This window comes from Aeromonas sp. sif2416, from assembly GCF_019218665.1.
Lineage (GTDB): Bacteria > Pseudomonadota > Gammaproteobacteria > Enterobacterales > Aeromonadaceae > Aeromonas > Aeromonas encheleia.
In genome coordinates this window covers 162,588-179,102 of sequence record NZ_JAHUXC010000006.1, presented here as the reverse complement: position 1 = coordinate 179,102, position 16,515 = coordinate 162,588, and the positions used below count along the sequence as shown (strand labels likewise).

Genomic DNA, 16,515 nt, shown 5'->3' with positions numbered 1-16,515 from the left:
TGATTATTTGCACTCGGTCATATTTTTGAAACTTCGGGGGAACTTTACATTGATATTTCGCACCGCGAACGTACTCTTGGTGGTGTCCGATCGCCAAGGGTCGGTACTCAAAAAATAAAGACTGTAAAGAACAGACTGCCCTTCACCGAGAGGCGCCAAGGCACCCGGGAATGGCGGCACACATAGACAAGTATTTCTTTTTTGCCCTACGGGGTTTTGATTGCAATGCCATTACCGAGCGGCGGGCCTTTGCCTGACTGCCGGACAAAAAAGCTAAGTCCATAAAATCAGGAGCAATACAAAATGGAAAAAGTGATCTTCAAGCGCGCCGCGTTGAGTGCCGCTGTGGTTACGGCGCTGCTCGCCCCCGGAATGGCATTGGCCGCCCAGGACATGATGAGCCCGGAATACGGCAAATCCTACGAGGCCTTCCTCGATGAAGGCAAGCTGACCGGCGGCCTGTTCTACTTCCAGCGTGAGCGTGACCGCGTACAAGCCGGTCCCGGTCAGGATGGCAAGTACCACTCCAACCTGAGCCATGCCACCACCCAAGCCGCCCTGAACTACAACTCCGGTTATGCTTGGGACATGGTGGGTCTGGATGTGGGCGGTTTCGGTGCCTATGACCTGGCCGTTGACGAGAGCAACCCGGTCAACGAAGAGAACGAATTCTCCTTCTGGGGCGACCAGTGGGGTTCAGGTGGTGACGGTGTTCCCGAGAATGGCTTCAGCCTCTCCACCGCCGCCCTGAAACTCAAGTTCATGGATGGCGCCGTGACGGCCAAAGGCGGTTACACCCAGCTGTATGTGCCTGGGGTGATCGGCGTCAACTGGTCCTATCAACCCGGTACCTACCGTGGTGGCCAGATCGAGGGTAACTTCGGCAAGCTCTACCTGACCTACGCCATCGCCGACGAATACAAGGCGCCCTGGTTCAAGAACACCGCCGGCTTCTCCAAGAGCAACCCCTATGCCAGCGATCCCTTCTCCGATGAGAACCAGATCGACTACATCCACGGTCTGGCGGCCCGCTACACCTTCGACAATGGCACCGCCGTCACCGGCTCCTTCGGTCAGGCCGAAGGCTACATGGACAGCTACCACTTCAAGCTGGCCCACAAGTTTGACGTACTGGGTGGCCTGAACACCAGCTACCAGTTCTACGGTTCCGACACCGAGAACGAAGACTATGACGGCCTGGCCTGGCAACAAGCCCTGACCGCCAGCTGGGGCGCCGGTCCTTACTCCTTCCGCCTGGAAGGGCTGTACACCAAGGCCGAAGGGGATCTGGGCAACTACCTGCCCCGTCTGACCCGCGGCTACGGCAACTCCCAGGGTGCGAACGAGATCTGGTGGGATTCCCGCTCAGATTGGAACCATAACGAAGAGAAGGCCGTGTTCTTCGGCACCAGCCGCACGCTGGATGATCTGGTCGGTGCTCCAGGCTGGGCCGCCGGTGTCTCCGGTGCCTACGGTTGGGATGCCAACAACGGCGATGGTACCCTCGAGCCGGGCAAGGAGTGGGCCTTCAACTTCGACGTCATGTACACGGTGCAGGATGGCAAGCTGAAGGGCACGCTGTTCAAGCTGCACTACACCGATTACAACAACGAGCAGGACGACAAGGGCAGCTGGTACTACCCGAACATGTTCAGCTCCGAGCATGACGTCAAGTTCCACATCATCATGCCGTTCACCATCCTGTAATCAGGACGATGTTCTGCCAGCAAACCGGGCCACATGGCCCGGTTTTGTTTTTGGTGGCGCTCAGGCTACCATGCCCGCTTCGGCCATCTGCTGGCCGCCAATCAGGATGCTCCCTATGCCCCACCCCTTCGTGCTTATCACCGGCTGCTCCAGCGGCATCGGCCTCGCCGCCGCCAAGGCGCTCGGTGCCCACGGCTTCACCGTGATCGCCTCCGCCCGCAAGGCCGAGGATGTGGCACAGCTGCGGCAGCAGGGCCTGCTGGCGGTGCAGCTGGATCTGGCGGACACCGCCAGCATAGAGCGGGGGGCGGCAGAGGCACTGGCACTGGCCGGGGGTCGCCTGTACGGGCTGTTCAGCAACGGCGCCTACGGCCAGCCCGGCGCGCTGGAAGACCTGCCCACCGAGGCGCTGCGCGCCCAGTTCGACACCAACCTGTTTGGCTGGCACCATCTCATTCGTCAGGTGCTGCCGGCCATGCTGGCCGCGGGTGAGGGACGCATAGTGCAGAACAGCTCTGTGCTCGGCCTGGTGGCCATGAAGTATCGCGGCGCCTACAACGCAAGCAAGTTCGCGCTGGAAGGCTACACCGACACCCTGCGCCTAGAACTCGAGGGCAGCGGCGTGCACATCAGCCTGATCGAGCCAGGCCCCATCGACACCCGTTTTCGCGCCAATGCCCGCGACGCCTTCGTGCGCCACATAGACCCGGCCCAGAGCCGCCATCAGGGCGCCTATCGCCAGACCCTGACCCGACTGGAGAAGGAGGGGGCCACCAGCGGCTTCACCCTGTCGAGCGAGGCCTGCATACCACCGCTGCTGCATGCGCTGCAGAACAAGCGCCCCAAGCATCGCTACCCGGTCACCCTGCCGACCAAGCTGTTCACTGTGCTGCGCCGCCTGCTGCCGAGCCGCTGGCTTGACCGGATCCTCGGCAAGTCGGTGTGATCCCGTGAGCGGCCATGGGCATCCAGCAAGCCGGGCCGCATAGCGGCCCCGAGGCGCCGACCTGGTTTACCCTCCTCAATAGTGCTGGCCGTCGCTGTAGTAGTGGCTCTTGACGATCGGCAGCACCTGCACCACCACATAGGTCTGCTCCCCCAGCACCGCCTTCAGATGGCGGGTGATGAGCGCCGCGGCGGCATCCTGCAGCTCCTGCGGGCGCTCGAACCAGACCAGCTCCACGAACGGAGAACCCACCTCGCGCTCGCCGTCGCGTACCCGGATGCTGTCGACGCACTCCAGGGTGACAAACTCCGGCTTGCCGCCGGTCAGGGCGCAAAGATCCGCCAGCAAGGGGCGGCTTATCTGCTGCAGGGTGTCGACAGAAACTGCCCGAAAACGAAGGTGGGGCATGGGAAACCTCTTGGCTGTGACAAATGAGGACTTATCATAGGGCTTATTGCTTTGAAGAGAAGCCATCCCCTCACATAAGGTGTCCCATGAGATTTCATCGTACGCTGTTCTCCTTCCTGCTGTGCCTGCTGCTGCCGCTGCAAGCCTTCGCGGATCCAGCCTTCTATCGCATCAGCAAGGGCAACGAGCAGCACTGGTTGCTGGGCTCCATTCATGCGGGCAAGCCCTCGCTCTACCCCCTGCCCGAGCCCGTCGAGCGGGCCTGGCAGCAGAGCCGCGCCCTGGTGATGGAGGTCAACATGACCAACATCAGCCAGGAGCAGTGGCAGGAGATGGGCTCCATCACCCGACTGGTGGACGGCAAGACGCTCAAGGATCATGTGCCGCCCGAGCTGTATAGACGCACCCTGATCGCCGCCGGCCAGAACGGGCTGACCGAGACCATGCTGGCACCGCTGCGACCCTGGTTTGCGGCCATCACCCTGACCCAGGCGGCGCTGGAGCGCACCGGCTATCGCGGTGAATTCGGGGTGGATCAGCACTTCGCCAAGCGGGCGAGCGAGAGCGGCAAGCCCATCGTCGGCTTCGAGACGCTGCTCGAGCAGCTCGGCTACCTCGCCAGCGTCGGCGACAATCAGACCCTGATGTTGGAGAGCACCCTGGATGAGTTGCCGGAGCTCGAGAAGGGATTCGCCGAGGTCATGGCGGCCTGGCAGAACGGCGATCAGGCCACCCTGATCAACCTGTTGAAAGAGGAGATGGCGCCCCCCAAGCTGCAGGCCTGGCTGGAGCAGACCCTGCTGGCGGAGCGCAACCGCAACTGGCTGGCCAAGTGGTCCACCCTGCCGAACGAGAGCTTCATCGTGGTAGGGGCGCTGCACCTTTACGGCGAGCAGGGCCTGCTCGCGCTGCTGGAGCAGCAGGGCTGGCGCATCACGGCGCTCACCGAGCCGGGCAGGGTCGCGACCGCGCCGGCGGCCCAGTGATCCTGGTGGCATGAGGCCACTGGGCCGGGTTTAGCGCGGCGGCGGCCGCAACTGCGAGGCCGCTCACAGAACATGTCCGCGGTTAAATAACCAGCAAGGGACTTGATCGAGATCATCCCCTCCCTCCCAAAGAGGTATCTATCATGCCTGTCATCGAAGGATGACAGGAGTGAACGAGATGGAGTTTTGGCTCAACCTGATGTTTGGCAACCGCGTGGGACTGATGTCCATGCTGGTGATTATCGGCACCTTCCTGCTGATCAGCGCCTACGCGGCCTACTTCATCTACAAGGTGATGCACGCCAAGCCGCCCACCGAGGAGCAATAAACCGGCAGGCGAAACGGATCCGCCGCTTGCGGGCAAGCCATGCCAAACGACGCGGGCCCGCTATACGAGGTGATGCGCACAAAGCGCCGCCCACCGAGGCGCAATGATCCCAGCGAGCCCGTCTCGCCCGGCCCGCCATTCTAAGCACGATCAAGGCTCGCTATAATGCGCCCTCATTCTCATGCGGAGGGCCTGCCGTGTCCCATGACGACGAACGCTCACTGTTCCTGCAGGAAGTGGCCGACGTGCGGCCACTGTGTAGCGACCACCTCAGGCCCCCAGCGGGCAACCCCACCCCGACCGAGGCACAGCTCGCGCGCCGCCAGGCCGCCAGCGCCGAGCGGCTCACTCTGGATAGTCTCAGCATGGAGGCTGTCCCCATGCTCGATCCCCACGACATCATCGGCTTCAAGCGCGACGGGGTGCAGGAGGGCGTCTACAAGAAGCTGCGACTCGGCAAATACGAGCTGCAAGGCTGCCTGGATCTGCACCAGAAGACGCTGAACGAGGCGCGCCAGGCACTGATGCAGTTCATCCTGGATTGCGAGCAGCGGGACATCCGCTGCCTGCTGATCCTGCACGGCAAGGGCGAGCGCAGCAGCCCGCGCGCCCAGCTCAAGAGCCATGTCAGCGCCTGGCTGCCGCAACTGCCGGCGGTGATGGCCATCCACAGCGCCGAGCGCCGTCACGGCGGCAGCGGCGCGCTCTACGTCCTGCTCAGAAAGAGCGAGCGCAAGCAGGCACAGAACCGCGAACGTCACCAGCAGCGCCTCGGCTAGTCAGCACCTGTCATCTGGTCAGGCATCCTCGGCCAGGGTGGTAAAACGCGCGATGGCAGTGTTAGCATCGAACGGCCCCGATCATGCCAGGTACGGGGTGCATACTCTCAGGGACGATAACAAGGACAATCCCATGTCATACCAAAAGCTTGAACAACATCAGCAACAGCTGCACCGGCTCTCCCATCTCAGCGCCATCTGCGGCTGGGATCGGGCCGCCATGATGCCGGAAGGCGGCAACGAGGCACGCGCCGAGGCCATGGCCGAACTCGGCGTGCTGATCCACCAGAAACGCACCGCCCCCGAACTCGGCGACTGGATAGCGCGGGCCGAGAGCGAGCCGCTTGACGCCACCCAGCAGGCGAACCTGCGGGAGATCAAGCGCCACTGGCAGGATGCGAGCCTGCTACCGAGTGACCTGGTCGAGGCTTTGTCGCTCGCCGGCAGCAAGTGCGAGCACGCCTGGCGCAGCCAGCGCAAGCACAACGACTGGGCCGGCTTCGCCCCGAATCTCGAGGAGGTGGTGAAGCTGTCGCGGGAAGTGGCACGCCTTCGCGCCGAGGCGCTCGGGGTGCGCCCCTACGACGCCATGCTGGCGCTGTACGAGCCCGGTATGACGAGCGAGCGGCTGGATCAGATCTTCGGCGATCTCACCGGCTGGCTGCCCAGCCTGATCCAACAGGTGAGCGAGCTGCAGAAGCGTGACACCTTGCTGATCCCGCAGGGCCCCTTCCCCGTCGCCACCCAGCAGGCGCTCGGCCAGCAGGTGATGGGCTTGCTCGGCTTTGACTTTGCGCACGGCCGGCTCGACGTCAGCAGCCACCCGTTCTGCGGCGGCGTGCCGACGGATGTGCGCATCACCACGCGCTACAACGAGCAGGAGTTCGTCTCCAGCCTGATGGGCATAGTGCACGAGACGGGCCACGCCCGTTACGAGCAGGGCCTGCCGCGCAACCTGCTCGGCCAGCCGGTCGCCGAGGCGCGCTCCATGGGTATTCATGAGAGCCAGAGCCTGTTCTGCGAGATGCAGCTCGGCCACCATCCCGCGTTCCTGGCGCTGCTGGCGCCGCACATCCGTCAGCACTTCGGCGAGCAGCCGGCGTTGGCACCGGCGAACCTGGCGCGGCTGTACAACCGCGTCGAGCCGGGTCTTATCCGCGTCGATGCGGACGAGGTGACCTACCCGGCGCACGTGATCCTGCGCTACGAGCTGGAGCGCGACCTCATCGAGGGACGCATCGAGGTCGCTGACATCCCGGAGCTGTGGGATGCGAAGATGCAGCAGTGGCTCGGCCTGTCCACCAAGGGCAACTACCAGAACGGCTGCATGCAGGACATCCACTGGACGGACGGCTCGTTCGGCTACTTCCCGAGCTACACGCTCGGCGCCATGTATGCGGCGCAGCAGCGCTTCGCACTCGAGAGAGATCTGGGTGACATGGGCGAGCTGATCGCGGCGGGCCGGCTGCCGGAGATCTTCGGCTGGCTCGGCCGCCACATCTGGTCCCAGGGCAGCCAGCACAATACGGATGAGCTGGTGCGCCGCGCGACCGGCACGGCGCTGGATCCGCAGTGGCTGCGCAAGCATCTGGAGCAGCGTTATCTGAAGTAACGGTCAGCAAGCCGCAGGACGAAACGGGGCAGCCAAGGCTGCCCCGTTTCTATTGGTCGTCGCCCGTCACAGCGGATCGGGCGCGGTGAGCGACTCGCGCAGTTGCAGTATATTGCCCTCGGGATCGAACGCATTGCGCAGCACGAAGCCCGGCGCTGACCACTGTTGCGGCAGCAGACCGCCTCCGAGATCCGCGGCCTTCGCCTCGGCCCAGGCGAGGCTCGACACCGTGAAGAACGGCTTGATGGCGCCCTCCTCCCGCAGCCGCGGCGGCACCGCGATCTGGATGCCGCTGGCGATGGCGTCAGGAATCGCATGCAGCAACAGCTGGATGTCGCGATTCTCCAGCACCACGAAACCTTCATCCTGGCTGAGGATCTCCATCTGCAGCAGGGTGCGGTAGAAGTGGGTCAGCCGTCCGAGATCCTTGGCGTAGATCAGGGCACCGGCGCGGGCGGGTCCTGGCATGGGGTCATCCTTCTTGAGGGGGTCAACAGCAGATTCGCATATTTGGCCGCCCGACTCGACCGTTTTACCTCACCGTCTGCGCTCTCCCGCTCGCAGATCCCGATGAAATTTTATTTTAATCCCTGTCCGTTTCTGGCTAGTCAGGCCGCCCCCTCCCCCTTACTCTCGAAACATGTCCCCAGTGCCGAGCCCCATGCCATGAACCCGTTGCCACCGACCGATCCCCATCAGGACGAGATCATCCCCGGCCTCACCCGCGAGCAGTGCCACGCCGCCCGGCTCGCCCGGGATGCGCGCTTCGACGGCCGCTTCTTCACCGGCGTGCTTTCCACCGGCATCTATTGCCGCCCTATCTGCCCGGCCCGGGCGCCGCACGAACACAATGTGCAGTACTTTCGCTTCGCGGCGGCGGCGGAGCAACACGGGCTGCGCCCCTGCCTGCGCTGCCGGCCCGAGCTCGCGCCGCCGCAGGGCGGGGATCTGCCGCCGCTGCTCGCACGCATGTTGAGCCGCATCGAACGCGGTGAGCTCGGCGAACATTCGCTCGGCGAACTCGCGGCGCAGGCCGGCATCACGGAGCGCACGCTGCGGCGCCAGTTCGAGCAACACCTAGGTGCGTCGCCAAAGCAGGTGGAGCAGACGCGCCGCCTGCTGCTCGCGAAGCGACTGTTGACTGAGACCGCGCTGCCGATCACCGACATCGCGTTTGCGGCGGGCTTTGCGAGCATCCGACGCTTCAACGATGCGTGGCAACAGGCCTATGGCCTGGCACCGCGCGCCTTGCGCCAACATGAGGGGACGGCGGCTGACGATATGGCGACGAACGCGCCGCCGGCGAGCCTCACATTGCAACTGCCGTATCGCCCGCCGTTCGATGTGCAGGCCATGCTCGCGTTCTATCGGCTGCGCGCGATCCCGGGGCTGGAGCGCGTCGAGGGCGATGCGTACGAGCGTCGCCATCGAGTCGGTGAGCAGGAGGGGTGGATCCGCATCGAGCCGGGCAAGGGCCACAGCCTCAAGCTGACGCTGCGAGACCTGCCGCCGAGCGCGCTGCCGGATCTGCTGTATCGCGTGCGGCGCATGTGGGATCTCGACGCTGACATGGTGCGCATAGGCGCAAGACTCGCAGAAGATCCGCTGCTCGCACGGCTGCAAGGGCGCTGGCCCGGCGTGCGGCTGCCGGGGGGCTGGGACGAATACGAGGTGATGCTGCGCGCCATCGTCGGCCAGCAGGTGTCGGTCAAGGGTGCCATCACCATCATGGGGCGGCTGGTGGCGCGCACCGAGGCGCAATTTGGCGTGACGGCGCTGCCGACCCCGACGCAGCTGTGCGCGCTCACGCTGGACGGCATCGGCATGCCGGGCAGCCGCATCCGCACGCTGCAGGCGCTGGCCGCCGCGCTCGCGAGCGGGGAGATCACCCTCGCCACCGCGAGCGACGAGGCACTGCTCGCGCTGCCGGGCATAGGCCCCTGGACGGTGTCGTACTGGCGGCTGCGCACCGGGCAGGATCCGGACGCCTTCCCCGCCGCCGATCTCGTGCTGCAAAAAGCGCTCGGGGGCGGCACCAAATTACCGGTCAGGGAGGTCATGGCGCGCAGCGCGTGCTGGCAGCCCTGGCGCGCCTACGCCGCGAGCTGGTTGTGGCACGCCATGAGCGAGCAGCCCGCGCTGCTCGGCACCCCGGACAATGAACAACCTGAGGAGATGACATCATGATCCGTTACGATTTGCTGGATACCGCCTGCGGCCAGCTGCTGGTCGCCATCGACGAACACGGCCTGCGCCACGTGGACTTCGTGGACGGCCTGCGCACACTGCCGGATCAAGGCGGCTGGCGGCGAGACAGCGAGGCGCTGGCGCCCTATCTTGCACAGTTCAGGGCCTATTTCGCCGGCGAGCTGCAACGCTTCACGCTGCCGCTCGCGGCCCAGGGCACGGCGTTTCAGCGCAGCGTGTGGCAGGCGCTGTGCGACATCCCCTACGGCGAAACGCGCAGCTACGGCGAGATAGCGCACGCCATCGGCAAGCCGAGTGCGAGCCGCGCCGTCGGCGCCGCGAACGGCCGCAACCCGTTGTCAGTCATAGTGCCCTGCCATCGCGTGATCGGCCAGAATGGCAGCCTGACCGGCTATGCGGGGGGCCTGCCCATCAAGCAGGCGCTGCTGCGCCTCGAGGGGATCCCGATCTGATCCCCGGGCTTTCTCCACCACTCTCAGGGGCCATCCGGCCCCTGGTCACTCCCCCATCCAGCATGCCCGGCCCAACGACAGGCCGCCCCGCCCCCACAAGACAAGGCATTGAAGGCCAAGGAGTTATGCCGAGGCCGCGGGCAAAGGGGCAAAAAACCAGGTGCCAATAGCGCCGCGCAGGGGGTGAATACTTGGCCGCGGCGGGCATCAAAGCGCTGCGCCGACGCAAGTTTGGGCGAATACTTCGAATACCGGAATGACGCTGCGCGTTGCCAACTTGTTGACTGTCGAGATCACGGCGTGTTCCTGGTGATCCGGTCGCGGCCATCGGCTACGATCCGTTTGAAACGAGGAGGAAACATGTCCACTCCAGTCACCGTCACTCAATTCCAGGTGAGGTCCCACGGCACCCCCGACGAGGTGCGCTCACCCGACAAGACCCGGGTCGAGGTCGTCAAACTCGATGGCTACACCATAGGGCGGTTCAACTTCGCCCCCGGCTGGCGCTGGTCTGAATGCATCAAACCCGTCGTCAAGACGGACCAATGCCAGCTCTCGCACGTGGGTTACGCCGTCTCGGGATCGATCTCGGTCCGCCTGACGGACGGCACCCTCAAGACCATCAGCGCCGGCGAGTCCTACACCATTCCGCCGGGACACGACGCCTGGGTCGAGGGGGAAGAACCCTTCGTTGGCATCGAGGTGCTCAGCGCCGATCAGTACGCCAAGCCATAGTGTGTCGTCAGCAACTAACCCAGGTTGCGACCGAACCCACCGGTGGGCGCTCGCCCACCGGCACAGACCCACCCGCAGCACCATCTTGTCCATCCCGTCACAGCCCCCTTCCCCCCCCCTTTCACCGTGCCCCCAGGCTCTATGATTGAGAGGCGGGGTCGAGGGATGGCCTCGCCACGCATCGAACAGGCTTTTCTACTGACCAAAGGAGAGAGCAGATGAAATTCATGCATGCAGTCGTCCTCTCGCTATCGGCACTGCTGCTGGTCGGCGCCCCCGCCTGGGCCGCCGGCGAGTCGACCGTGGTGATGAGCAAGGCCGATCTCAAGTGGAAGGACATGGGCAACGGCATCGCCGCCGCCCCGGTGTCGGGTGACATGACGAAGGGGGAGAGCCGGTTCTTCCTGAAATATCCAGTGGGGCTGGTGACGCCGAATCATCATCATGATGCGGATCACTATGTGACGCTGGTGTCGGGCGCCATCACCCTGACGGTGGCGGGCAAGGAGTACCAGCTCGGTCCCGGCGCCTATTTCGCCCTGACCGACAAGGTACCCCATATCGCCAAGGTGGAAGGCAGCGAGGAGGCGGTGTTCTTTATCCAGGCGGATGGCCCCTGGAACGTGGTGATGGAAAAATAAGCGTGTGACCTGAGCGGGCGCCCTCTGCGGGCCCGCTCAGGAGACGACAGGGCGTGCCCCTCAGACAGGGGCCGCCCCGACTGCCGACCAGATTGCCCCTTAGAGTGGCATCCGCTCGGCCAGCCAGCCGTGAAAGCCGAGCGCCTGAAAGTAACGCCGCCCCGCCGTGAACCCCGCCTCCCGCAGCAACCCTTGGGTCTGCGCCTCATCCAGCGGGATAAAATCGTCCGCGAGACGCCGCACCATCTGCTCGCTGGCCGCTGCCGGCAAGCCGGCGAGGCGCGCCTGCTGCCCCATGACGGCCCGCTCGGACGGGTCTTGCGCCGCCATCAGATCCGCCAGCAGCAGCGGCGCCCCGGGTGTGAGCTGACGGGCGATGGCGGCCAGCAACCCGGCCTTGGCGCCGTGCGCCAGGAAGTGCAGCACCAGCAGACAGAGCGCGCCATCACACGCCAGCCCAACGGCCGGCAGCTCCCCCTGCCACCACTGCACCCTGGCGCCCATGCCCGCCTGCTCGGCGCGCCATCTGGCCTGGGCCAGCATGTCCGCCGAGATATCTTGGGCGACAAACTGCCAGTGAGGGCAGAGCCGACCCAGGAGCAGCAGCTCGCTGCCTGTGCCCACCCCCACCAGCAGCACCCTGCCACCGGGGCCCAGCCTCGTCATCAGCTGGGCCGCGCTGAGCCGATGCAACAGCTCATAACCGGGCACCAGCAGGGGGATACGCCCGTCATAATCCTGCGCCCCCGCGCCTTCGAATCGCTCCGCCATCTCGCACTCTCCTCTGGTTGAGGATCCTTGATAGAGGCTACCGTCGGTAGAAGGTAAAGCCCCATGATGGGCCGGCGCCTCAGGCCATGACCGCCACGCACCTGAGGATTGAGGAATGGCGGCCCAGTAGCCGCGGTGTTATCGGGCTTTGTTGCTCAGGGCCGGTTTCTCAGCGCCGGGTTGAACACCCGCTTGAGGGAGGCAGGATTGTTCGCCAATTTCGCCGCGGGGCGACGGGGGCGTCTTACCAGCTCGCCGCCGCAGTTGGGGCAGACCTGATGAAGATGGTGCTCGCAGCAATCGGCGCAGAAGGTGCACTCGAAGGAGCAGATATAGGCCTCCTCGCTGCCGGCGGGCAGATCCTTGTCACAGCATTCACAGTTGGGTCTGAGTTCTAGCATGGTGGTTGGCCTCAGTGGCAGGCGGCAGAAGGCGAATGGCTCAGTCGACTATAAACAGCCTGGCGCCCTGCTCGGTGAAGGATCTATGGGGCTCGGCGTTGTCGGCCACCTGATAGCTCATGCCCGCCGTCAGGGTGAAGACGCGGCCATCCTGCAACTCGGTGTGCAGTTCCCCCTCGATGCACAGCAGCACATGGCCCTTGCTGCACCAGTGATCCGCCAGATAGCCGGCGGAATACTCCACCATCCGCACCCGCATATCGCCAAAGCGCTGGGTGTGCCAGCGGGCGACGCCGGTTTCCCCCCGATGCTCGGTCGGCGCTATCTCGGCCCAGCGGGTCGTGCAAAATGGCAGGTTCTTGATTTCCATCACAACTCCCTTTGTCGGAAAAAGCGGCATCGCCACGGCAGGGGTGATAAGCATCCATCGCTACCCGCCATGCAGGCTTTTGGCCAGGATCAGGCGACCGCCCCCTATGGTGCCTCCCTTATACTGCCATCGAATCCGGCCCCGTGACATGCCCCGTCTGGCCCCCGATAGGGCATTAGCGCTTGAGGCTGCCCATCACCTGCATCTCGCAGCGATTACAGTCGAAGCGCAGCCGGAACAGGTCCTTGCCCATCTTCAGCTCCAGCGGTTCGGGTTTGAGGCCGGGCACCTGCTTGTGGCAGAGGTTCTGGCTGAAGCGGATGCAGTGTTTGGTGATCATCAGCACCACTTCCCCCTCTTCCTTGTTTGCCTCGTAGGCGGGGGCGATGCGCGCCACCCCGTGCTCGCGGAAGAACTGCTCGGCGGCGCCATTGAGCACGTTGCCAAGGTAGGAGAGACGGTGCTGGGGATAGGCCACATCCCGCAGCGCGATGAGCCGCTCTGGCCGCCGGTAGGCGGTGAGTCGCGCCGCCTCTAGAGCGGCTATGCCGTCCCGCCGCAGCCCGTTGAGCATGGACGCCGCAATAAACAGCGGCATCGTTAACACCAACTCAATCTGGCGCGCCACGAACAGGGTGTTGCCGAGCTTGCCGAGCTGATCCCGCGCCTGCTGCAACGCCCGCGCCGGGTTGTCGGCCGGTTGTTTGTCACAGGCGAGGGTCACGCTGGCGCTTATGCCCTGCTCGTCCGCGAGATCCAGCCGCAAGCCTTGCTCGCACTCGGATAACCGCAGATCGACCCGGATGCGGCGCTCGGCGCTCGGCTTCTCCAACAGCTTGCTGAACGCGCTGTCGTGGTTGCGGTAGATGGTGGTGCCCAGCTTGAGCCCGGGCACCGGCTCGGAGAGCAGTAACTGCTTACCTTCTACCTTGTTCAACCGCATCCCCACCAGCTCGTCGTTCGGCTTGAAGAAGCCGAGGCCGTCGCCGTTATTCAGCGTCACCTGATGCCCATCTATCTCTATGCCCTCCCGGGTGAGCCTGGTGACCTTGCCGAGTGGCTCACCCAGGTATTTCGGGCTCCTGGGGGAGCCGATATCGGCCTTGCGCTCGTGCAGGAAGTAGTCCGTCGAACCGCGATTGAAGCTCTTCTTCGGATCCGGCACGAAGCTGTAGCTGCAACGCCCGGCGGAGGCGGCCACCAGATCCGGGCGTTTATCCAGGATGGCGTCGAGCCGCTGGCGATACCAGGCGGTGACGTTCTTCACGTAATCCAGCCCCTTGAGCCGCCCCTCGATCTTGAAGGAGCGGATACCCGCCTCGATCAGCGCCTCCAGGTTCGCGCTCTGATCCATGTCTTTGAGGGAGAGCAGGTGACTGTCCGCCACCAGCACCTCCCCATCCGGCTTCTGCAGCGAGCAGGGCAGCCGGCACAGCTGGGCGCACTCGCCCCGGTTCGCGCTGCGGCCGGTGCGGGCATAGCTGATGTTGCACTGGCCGCTGTAGGAGACGCAGAGCGCGCCGTGGATGAAGAACTCCAGCTGCACATTGGTCTGGGCGCTGATGGCGCGGATCTGCTCGAGGGACAACTCGCGGGCCAGCACCACCTGGGAGAAGCCCACATCCTGCAGGAACTTCACCTTCTCCGGCGTGCGGTTGTCGGTCTGGGTGCTGGCATGCAGCGCTATGGGGGGGAGGTCGAGCGCCAGCAGCCCCATGTCCTGCACGATCAGCGCGTCGGCGCCGGCCTCATAAATCTGGTGGGCGAGGCGTTGGGCCTGCTCCAGCTCGTGGTCGTGCAGCAGGGTGTTGAATGCGATGAACAGCTGGGCACCGAAGCGGTGGGCATGGCGCGCCAGCGCCTCTATATCCTCGAGGGTGTTGCCCGCGGCGCTGCGGGCGCCGAACGCGGGTCCGCCCATGTAGACGGCATCGGCGCCATGGTTGATGGCCTCGATGCCATAGGCGAGGTTCTTGGCCGGAGCCAGCAGCTCGAGGCGGTTAGTCTGGGTATGATCCTGCATGGGTCTGGTCTGAAGGCGGACGAGAAATGCCCGTCACTCTAGCGAGACCGGGCGCCCCCCGCCTTGATCCCGCTTAAGATCACCGCAGAATGCAGGATTGGACAGGCCGACATCCCGAAACGGGAGATGCGGCTCTCGCCGGGCCGAGAAAAGCCTATGTGGTCACCCCTCATCCCCAACCCTTCTCCCACAAGGGGAGAAGGGAGCAGAGAGATTGTGCTGGCTACACTGGCACCAAACACTGGTCTAGATCACCACCTTCAGCGCCAGCCCCAGCAGCACCAGACCGCTTATTTTATCGATGACGGAGGACTTCGCCTTGAGCCAGGCGCGGGAGAGCAGCATCAAAGCACCACCTTCAGCGCCAGTCCCAGCAGCACCAAGCCGCTGACTTTGTCGATGACGGAGGACTTCGCCTTGAGCCAGGCCAGCACGGGGCCGCGAGACAGCACCAGCGCCACCAGCACGTACCAGATAGCATCTATGCCACCGGCGGTCAGCATCATGATGCCGCCCTCCCGCCAGCCGGTGTCGGCGTGGACGAACTGGCTGAACAGGGCGATGAAGAAGATGGCGAGCTGGGGGTTCAGGAAGGCCACCATGAAGCCCTCGAACGCGCCCTGCCGACCGCGCAGCGCATGCACCGCCTCCTCGGTCGCGCCGCTCGCGGGTTTCGCCAGCAGCGCCTTGATACCGAGCCAGGCGAGGAAGGCCGCGCCGCCGTAACGAATGAGATCGAACAGCAGCGGGGTCTGGGTGATCAGCAAGGAGAGACCCAGGGCGGTGACCAGCGCATAGATGCCGACCCCCAGGCCATGGCCGAGCGCGGTCGCCACCCCGTGGCCCTGCCCGCCCTGCACCGTATTACGGATGATCAGCGCCAGACTCGGCCCTGGGCTGATGGCCCCCATCACACAGATTGCCGCCAGCGCCAGCCAGCTCGTGAATTCCATAACTGCCTCTATCTCGAATGAAAATGAATACCGGCCGTCAGGTTAAGCGGGCGCACTACCATGCCAGAAGTGAAAGTTATGAATAGAGCCCATAGCCAATGGCTATGGGCCAGCACGACTCACTACCTCAGGATCTGCCGAGCGGTTTGTGGCTCTCGTCCAGCTGCTTGCGGCTCTCGGCTAGTTGTTTTCGGCTCTCGCCGAGGGTCCGCTGCAGATGTTCTCGCAGGAAGGGATAGGCCAGCTCCCTGAACCACTGGTGGGCCGGATCCTGATGATGGCGCTGGTGCCACAGCAGATGATACTGCTGGGCGCGGGTGGCGAAGGGCAGATCGCAGAAGCTCAGGCCGTGCTCCTGCGACAGCTGCCAGGCGATGTGGGCCGGGGTAGTCATCAGGCAATCGGTGCGCAACAGCACCTCGACCGCCGCCTGGAAGAAGGGCACCCGGGCGAACCAGCGCCGGGAGAGGCCCTGGGGCGTCAGCACCTGCTCCACCGGGCTGTCCTTGTCACCGCCGCCGCTCACCTGCAGATGGGGCCAGGCGAGGTAGTCCTCCAGAGTCGGCGCCGTGCCGGACAGCGGATGGTGGCGCCCCATCAGCATCACCAGCCGGTCTTCCCCCTGATGTAGGCCCCGGATCTGATCCGGCACCAGCTCCGTGATGGTGGAGACCAGATCCAGCTCGGACTGCCACAGCTGCGGCAGCTGGCGCTTGTCCCACAGGCTGTACTCGAGCGCCGCCAGCGGCGCCGCCCTCGCCAGCGCCGCGCAGATGTCCGGCAGGATGTGCTGGGCCACATAGTCGGAGGAGGCGAGCCGGAACACCCGCTCGCAGCGGGCGGGCTCGAAGCCGGGCGCCTCGTAGAGCCGCGCCAGGGCCCCGAGCGGATCGGCCAAGGCCGCCGCCAAGCTCTCGGCCCGCGGGGTCAGCAGCCAGCGTTGCCCCTCCCGCACCAGCAGCTCGTCGCCAAACTCGCCGCGCAGCTGATTGAGCTGCTTGCTGATGGAGGGTTGACTAAGGTGCAGCAGCTCGGCGGCCCGGCTGATGTTGCGGGTCTCCAGCAAGACCTTGAGGGTTGGCAACAGGTTGAGATTCGCTTTGTGCACTCAGATCATCCCTGGGAGAAACCAGCCCCTATCTTAGGGCAAGGCGGGGCGCTATTTTAAGCAAAATCACCGGCTTATTCGTCCCCC

The 16,515-nt window shown here is 64.7% G+C and carries 18 protein-coding genes; 10 read left to right on the top strand and 8 right to left on the bottom strand.

Features of this window, described 5'->3' with window-relative positions:
- The first annotated feature begins 303 nt into the window (after positions 1 to 303).
- Both KW821_RS13515 and KW821_RS13510 read left to right on the top strand, forming a co-directional pair.
- Complete coding sequence (locus KW821_RS13515; protein WP_218291803.1) at positions 304 to 1,707, top strand: OprD family outer membrane porin; 1,404 nt, start codon at positions 304 to 306, stop codon at positions 1,705 to 1,707.
- A 115-nt stretch (positions 1,708 to 1,822) separates the two neighbouring features.
- On the top strand, positions 1,823 to 2,653 hold the full coding sequence (locus KW821_RS13510; RefSeq protein WP_218291802.1) for an SDR family oxidoreductase: 831 nt from the start codon (positions 1,823 to 1,825) through the stop codon (positions 2,651 to 2,653).
- A gap of 75 nt (positions 2,654 to 2,728) precedes the next feature.
- On the opposite strand, the gene KW821_RS13505 is transcribed toward KW821_RS13510, so the two are convergent.
- Positions 2,729 to 3,061 (bottom strand): DUF1904 family protein, encoded by a 333-nt coding sequence (locus KW821_RS13505; RefSeq protein ID WP_042654161.1) that lies wholly within the window; start codon positions 3,059 to 3,061, stop codon positions 2,729 to 2,731.
- A gap of 86 nt (positions 3,062 to 3,147) precedes the next feature.
- On the opposite strand from KW821_RS13505, the gene KW821_RS13500 reads away from it, so the two are divergent.
- From KW821_RS13500 to KW821_RS13485, 4 genes are all read left to right on the top strand, one after another.
- On the top strand, positions 3,148 to 4,047 hold the full coding sequence (locus KW821_RS13500; RefSeq protein WP_218291801.1) for a TraB/GumN family protein: 900 nt from the start codon (positions 3,148 to 3,150) through the stop codon (positions 4,045 to 4,047).
- Between the two features lie 178 nt (positions 4,048 to 4,225).
- Positions 4,226 to 4,375, top strand: a complete 150-nt coding sequence (locus KW821_RS13495) for a DUF3149 domain-containing protein (RefSeq protein ID WP_218291800.1) — start codon at positions 4,226 to 4,228, stop codon at positions 4,373 to 4,375.
- Positions 4,376 to 4,572: 197 nt separating this feature from the next.
- Entirely contained in the window at positions 4,573 to 5,154 is a 582-nt protein-coding gene (gene smrA, locus KW821_RS13490; RefSeq protein ID WP_218291799.1) for a DNA endonuclease SmrA, read from the top strand.
- A gap of 133 nt (positions 5,155 to 5,287) precedes the next feature.
- Positions 5,288 to 6,766 carry a carboxypeptidase M32 gene (locus KW821_RS13485; RefSeq protein ID WP_218291798.1) on the top strand — a complete coding sequence of 493 codons (1,479 nt, stop codon included), beginning with the start codon at positions 5,288 to 5,290 and terminating at the stop codon, positions 6,764 to 6,766.
- 66 nt (positions 6,767 to 6,832) lie between these two features.
- Here the strand turns inward: KW821_RS13485 and KW821_RS13480 are convergent, their stop codons facing one another.
- On the bottom strand, positions 6,833 to 7,234 hold the full coding sequence (locus KW821_RS13480) for a glyoxalase/bleomycin resistance/dioxygenase family protein (protein WP_042654164.1): 402 nt from the start codon (positions 7,232 to 7,234) through the stop codon (positions 6,833 to 6,835).
- A 198-nt stretch (positions 7,235 to 7,432) separates the two neighbouring features.
- Here KW821_RS13480 and KW821_RS13475 point away from each other — a divergent pair, with 198 nt between their 5' ends.
- From KW821_RS13475 to KW821_RS13460, 4 genes are all read left to right on the top strand, one after another.
- The gene (locus tag KW821_RS13475; protein WP_218291797.1) at positions 7,433 to 8,953 is read left to right on the top strand and encodes an AlkA N-terminal domain-containing protein; all 1,521 of its coding nucleotides are present in this window, start codon (positions 7,433 to 7,435) and stop codon (positions 8,951 to 8,953) included.
- Positions 8,950 to 9,426: a methylated-DNA--[protein]-cysteine S-methyltransferase gene (locus KW821_RS13470; RefSeq protein WP_218291796.1), complete on the top strand. Its 477-nt coding sequence runs from the start codon at positions 8,950 to 8,952 to the stop codon at positions 9,424 to 9,426. The genes KW821_RS13475 and KW821_RS13470 overlap by 4 nt, the downstream gene beginning before the upstream one ends.
- 360 nt (positions 9,427 to 9,786) lie before the next feature.
- Complete coding sequence (locus tag KW821_RS13465) at positions 9,787 to 10,161, top strand: cupin domain-containing protein (protein WP_042654167.1); 375 nt, start codon at positions 9,787 to 9,789, stop codon at positions 10,159 to 10,161.
- A 218-nt stretch (positions 10,162 to 10,379) separates the two neighbouring features.
- A complete protein-coding gene (locus tag KW821_RS13460) occupies positions 10,380 to 10,802 on the top strand; it encodes a cupin domain-containing protein (RefSeq protein WP_218291795.1) in 423 nt (140 codons plus the stop codon).
- A 99-nt stretch (positions 10,803 to 10,901) separates the two neighbouring features.
- On the opposite strand, the gene KW821_RS13455 is transcribed toward KW821_RS13460, so the two are convergent.
- From KW821_RS13455 to KW821_RS13425, 6 genes are all read right to left on the bottom strand, one after another.
- A complete protein-coding gene (locus KW821_RS13455; RefSeq protein WP_218291794.1) occupies positions 10,902 to 11,573 on the bottom strand; it encodes a class I SAM-dependent methyltransferase in 672 nt (223 codons plus the stop codon).
- Positions 11,574 to 11,728: 155 nt separating this feature from the next.
- Positions 11,729 to 11,974, bottom strand: a complete 246-nt coding sequence (locus KW821_RS13450; RefSeq protein WP_218291793.1) for a DUF1272 domain-containing protein — start codon at positions 11,972 to 11,974, stop codon at positions 11,729 to 11,731.
- A gap of 40 nt (positions 11,975 to 12,014) precedes the next feature.
- Positions 12,015 to 12,344, bottom strand: a complete 330-nt coding sequence (locus KW821_RS13445; protein WP_218291792.1) for a DHCW motif cupin fold protein — start codon at positions 12,342 to 12,344, stop codon at positions 12,015 to 12,017.
- Positions 12,345 to 12,519: 175 nt separating this feature from the next.
- Complete coding sequence (locus KW821_RS13440; protein ID WP_218291791.1) at positions 12,520 to 14,367, bottom strand: U32 family peptidase; 1,848 nt, start codon at positions 14,365 to 14,367, stop codon at positions 12,520 to 12,522.
- A 344-nt stretch (positions 14,368 to 14,711) separates the two neighbouring features.
- Positions 14,712 to 15,320: a LysE family translocator gene (locus KW821_RS13430; RefSeq protein WP_042654173.1), complete on the bottom strand. Its 609-nt coding sequence runs from the start codon at positions 15,318 to 15,320 to the stop codon at positions 14,712 to 14,714.
- 127 nt (positions 15,321 to 15,447) lie between these two features.
- Positions 15,448 to 16,428 carry a LysR family transcriptional regulator gene (locus tag KW821_RS13425; RefSeq protein WP_218291790.1) on the bottom strand — a complete coding sequence of 327 codons (981 nt, stop codon included), beginning with the start codon at positions 16,426 to 16,428 and terminating at the stop codon, positions 15,448 to 15,450.
- Positions 16,429 to 16,515: the final 87 nt, after the last annotated feature.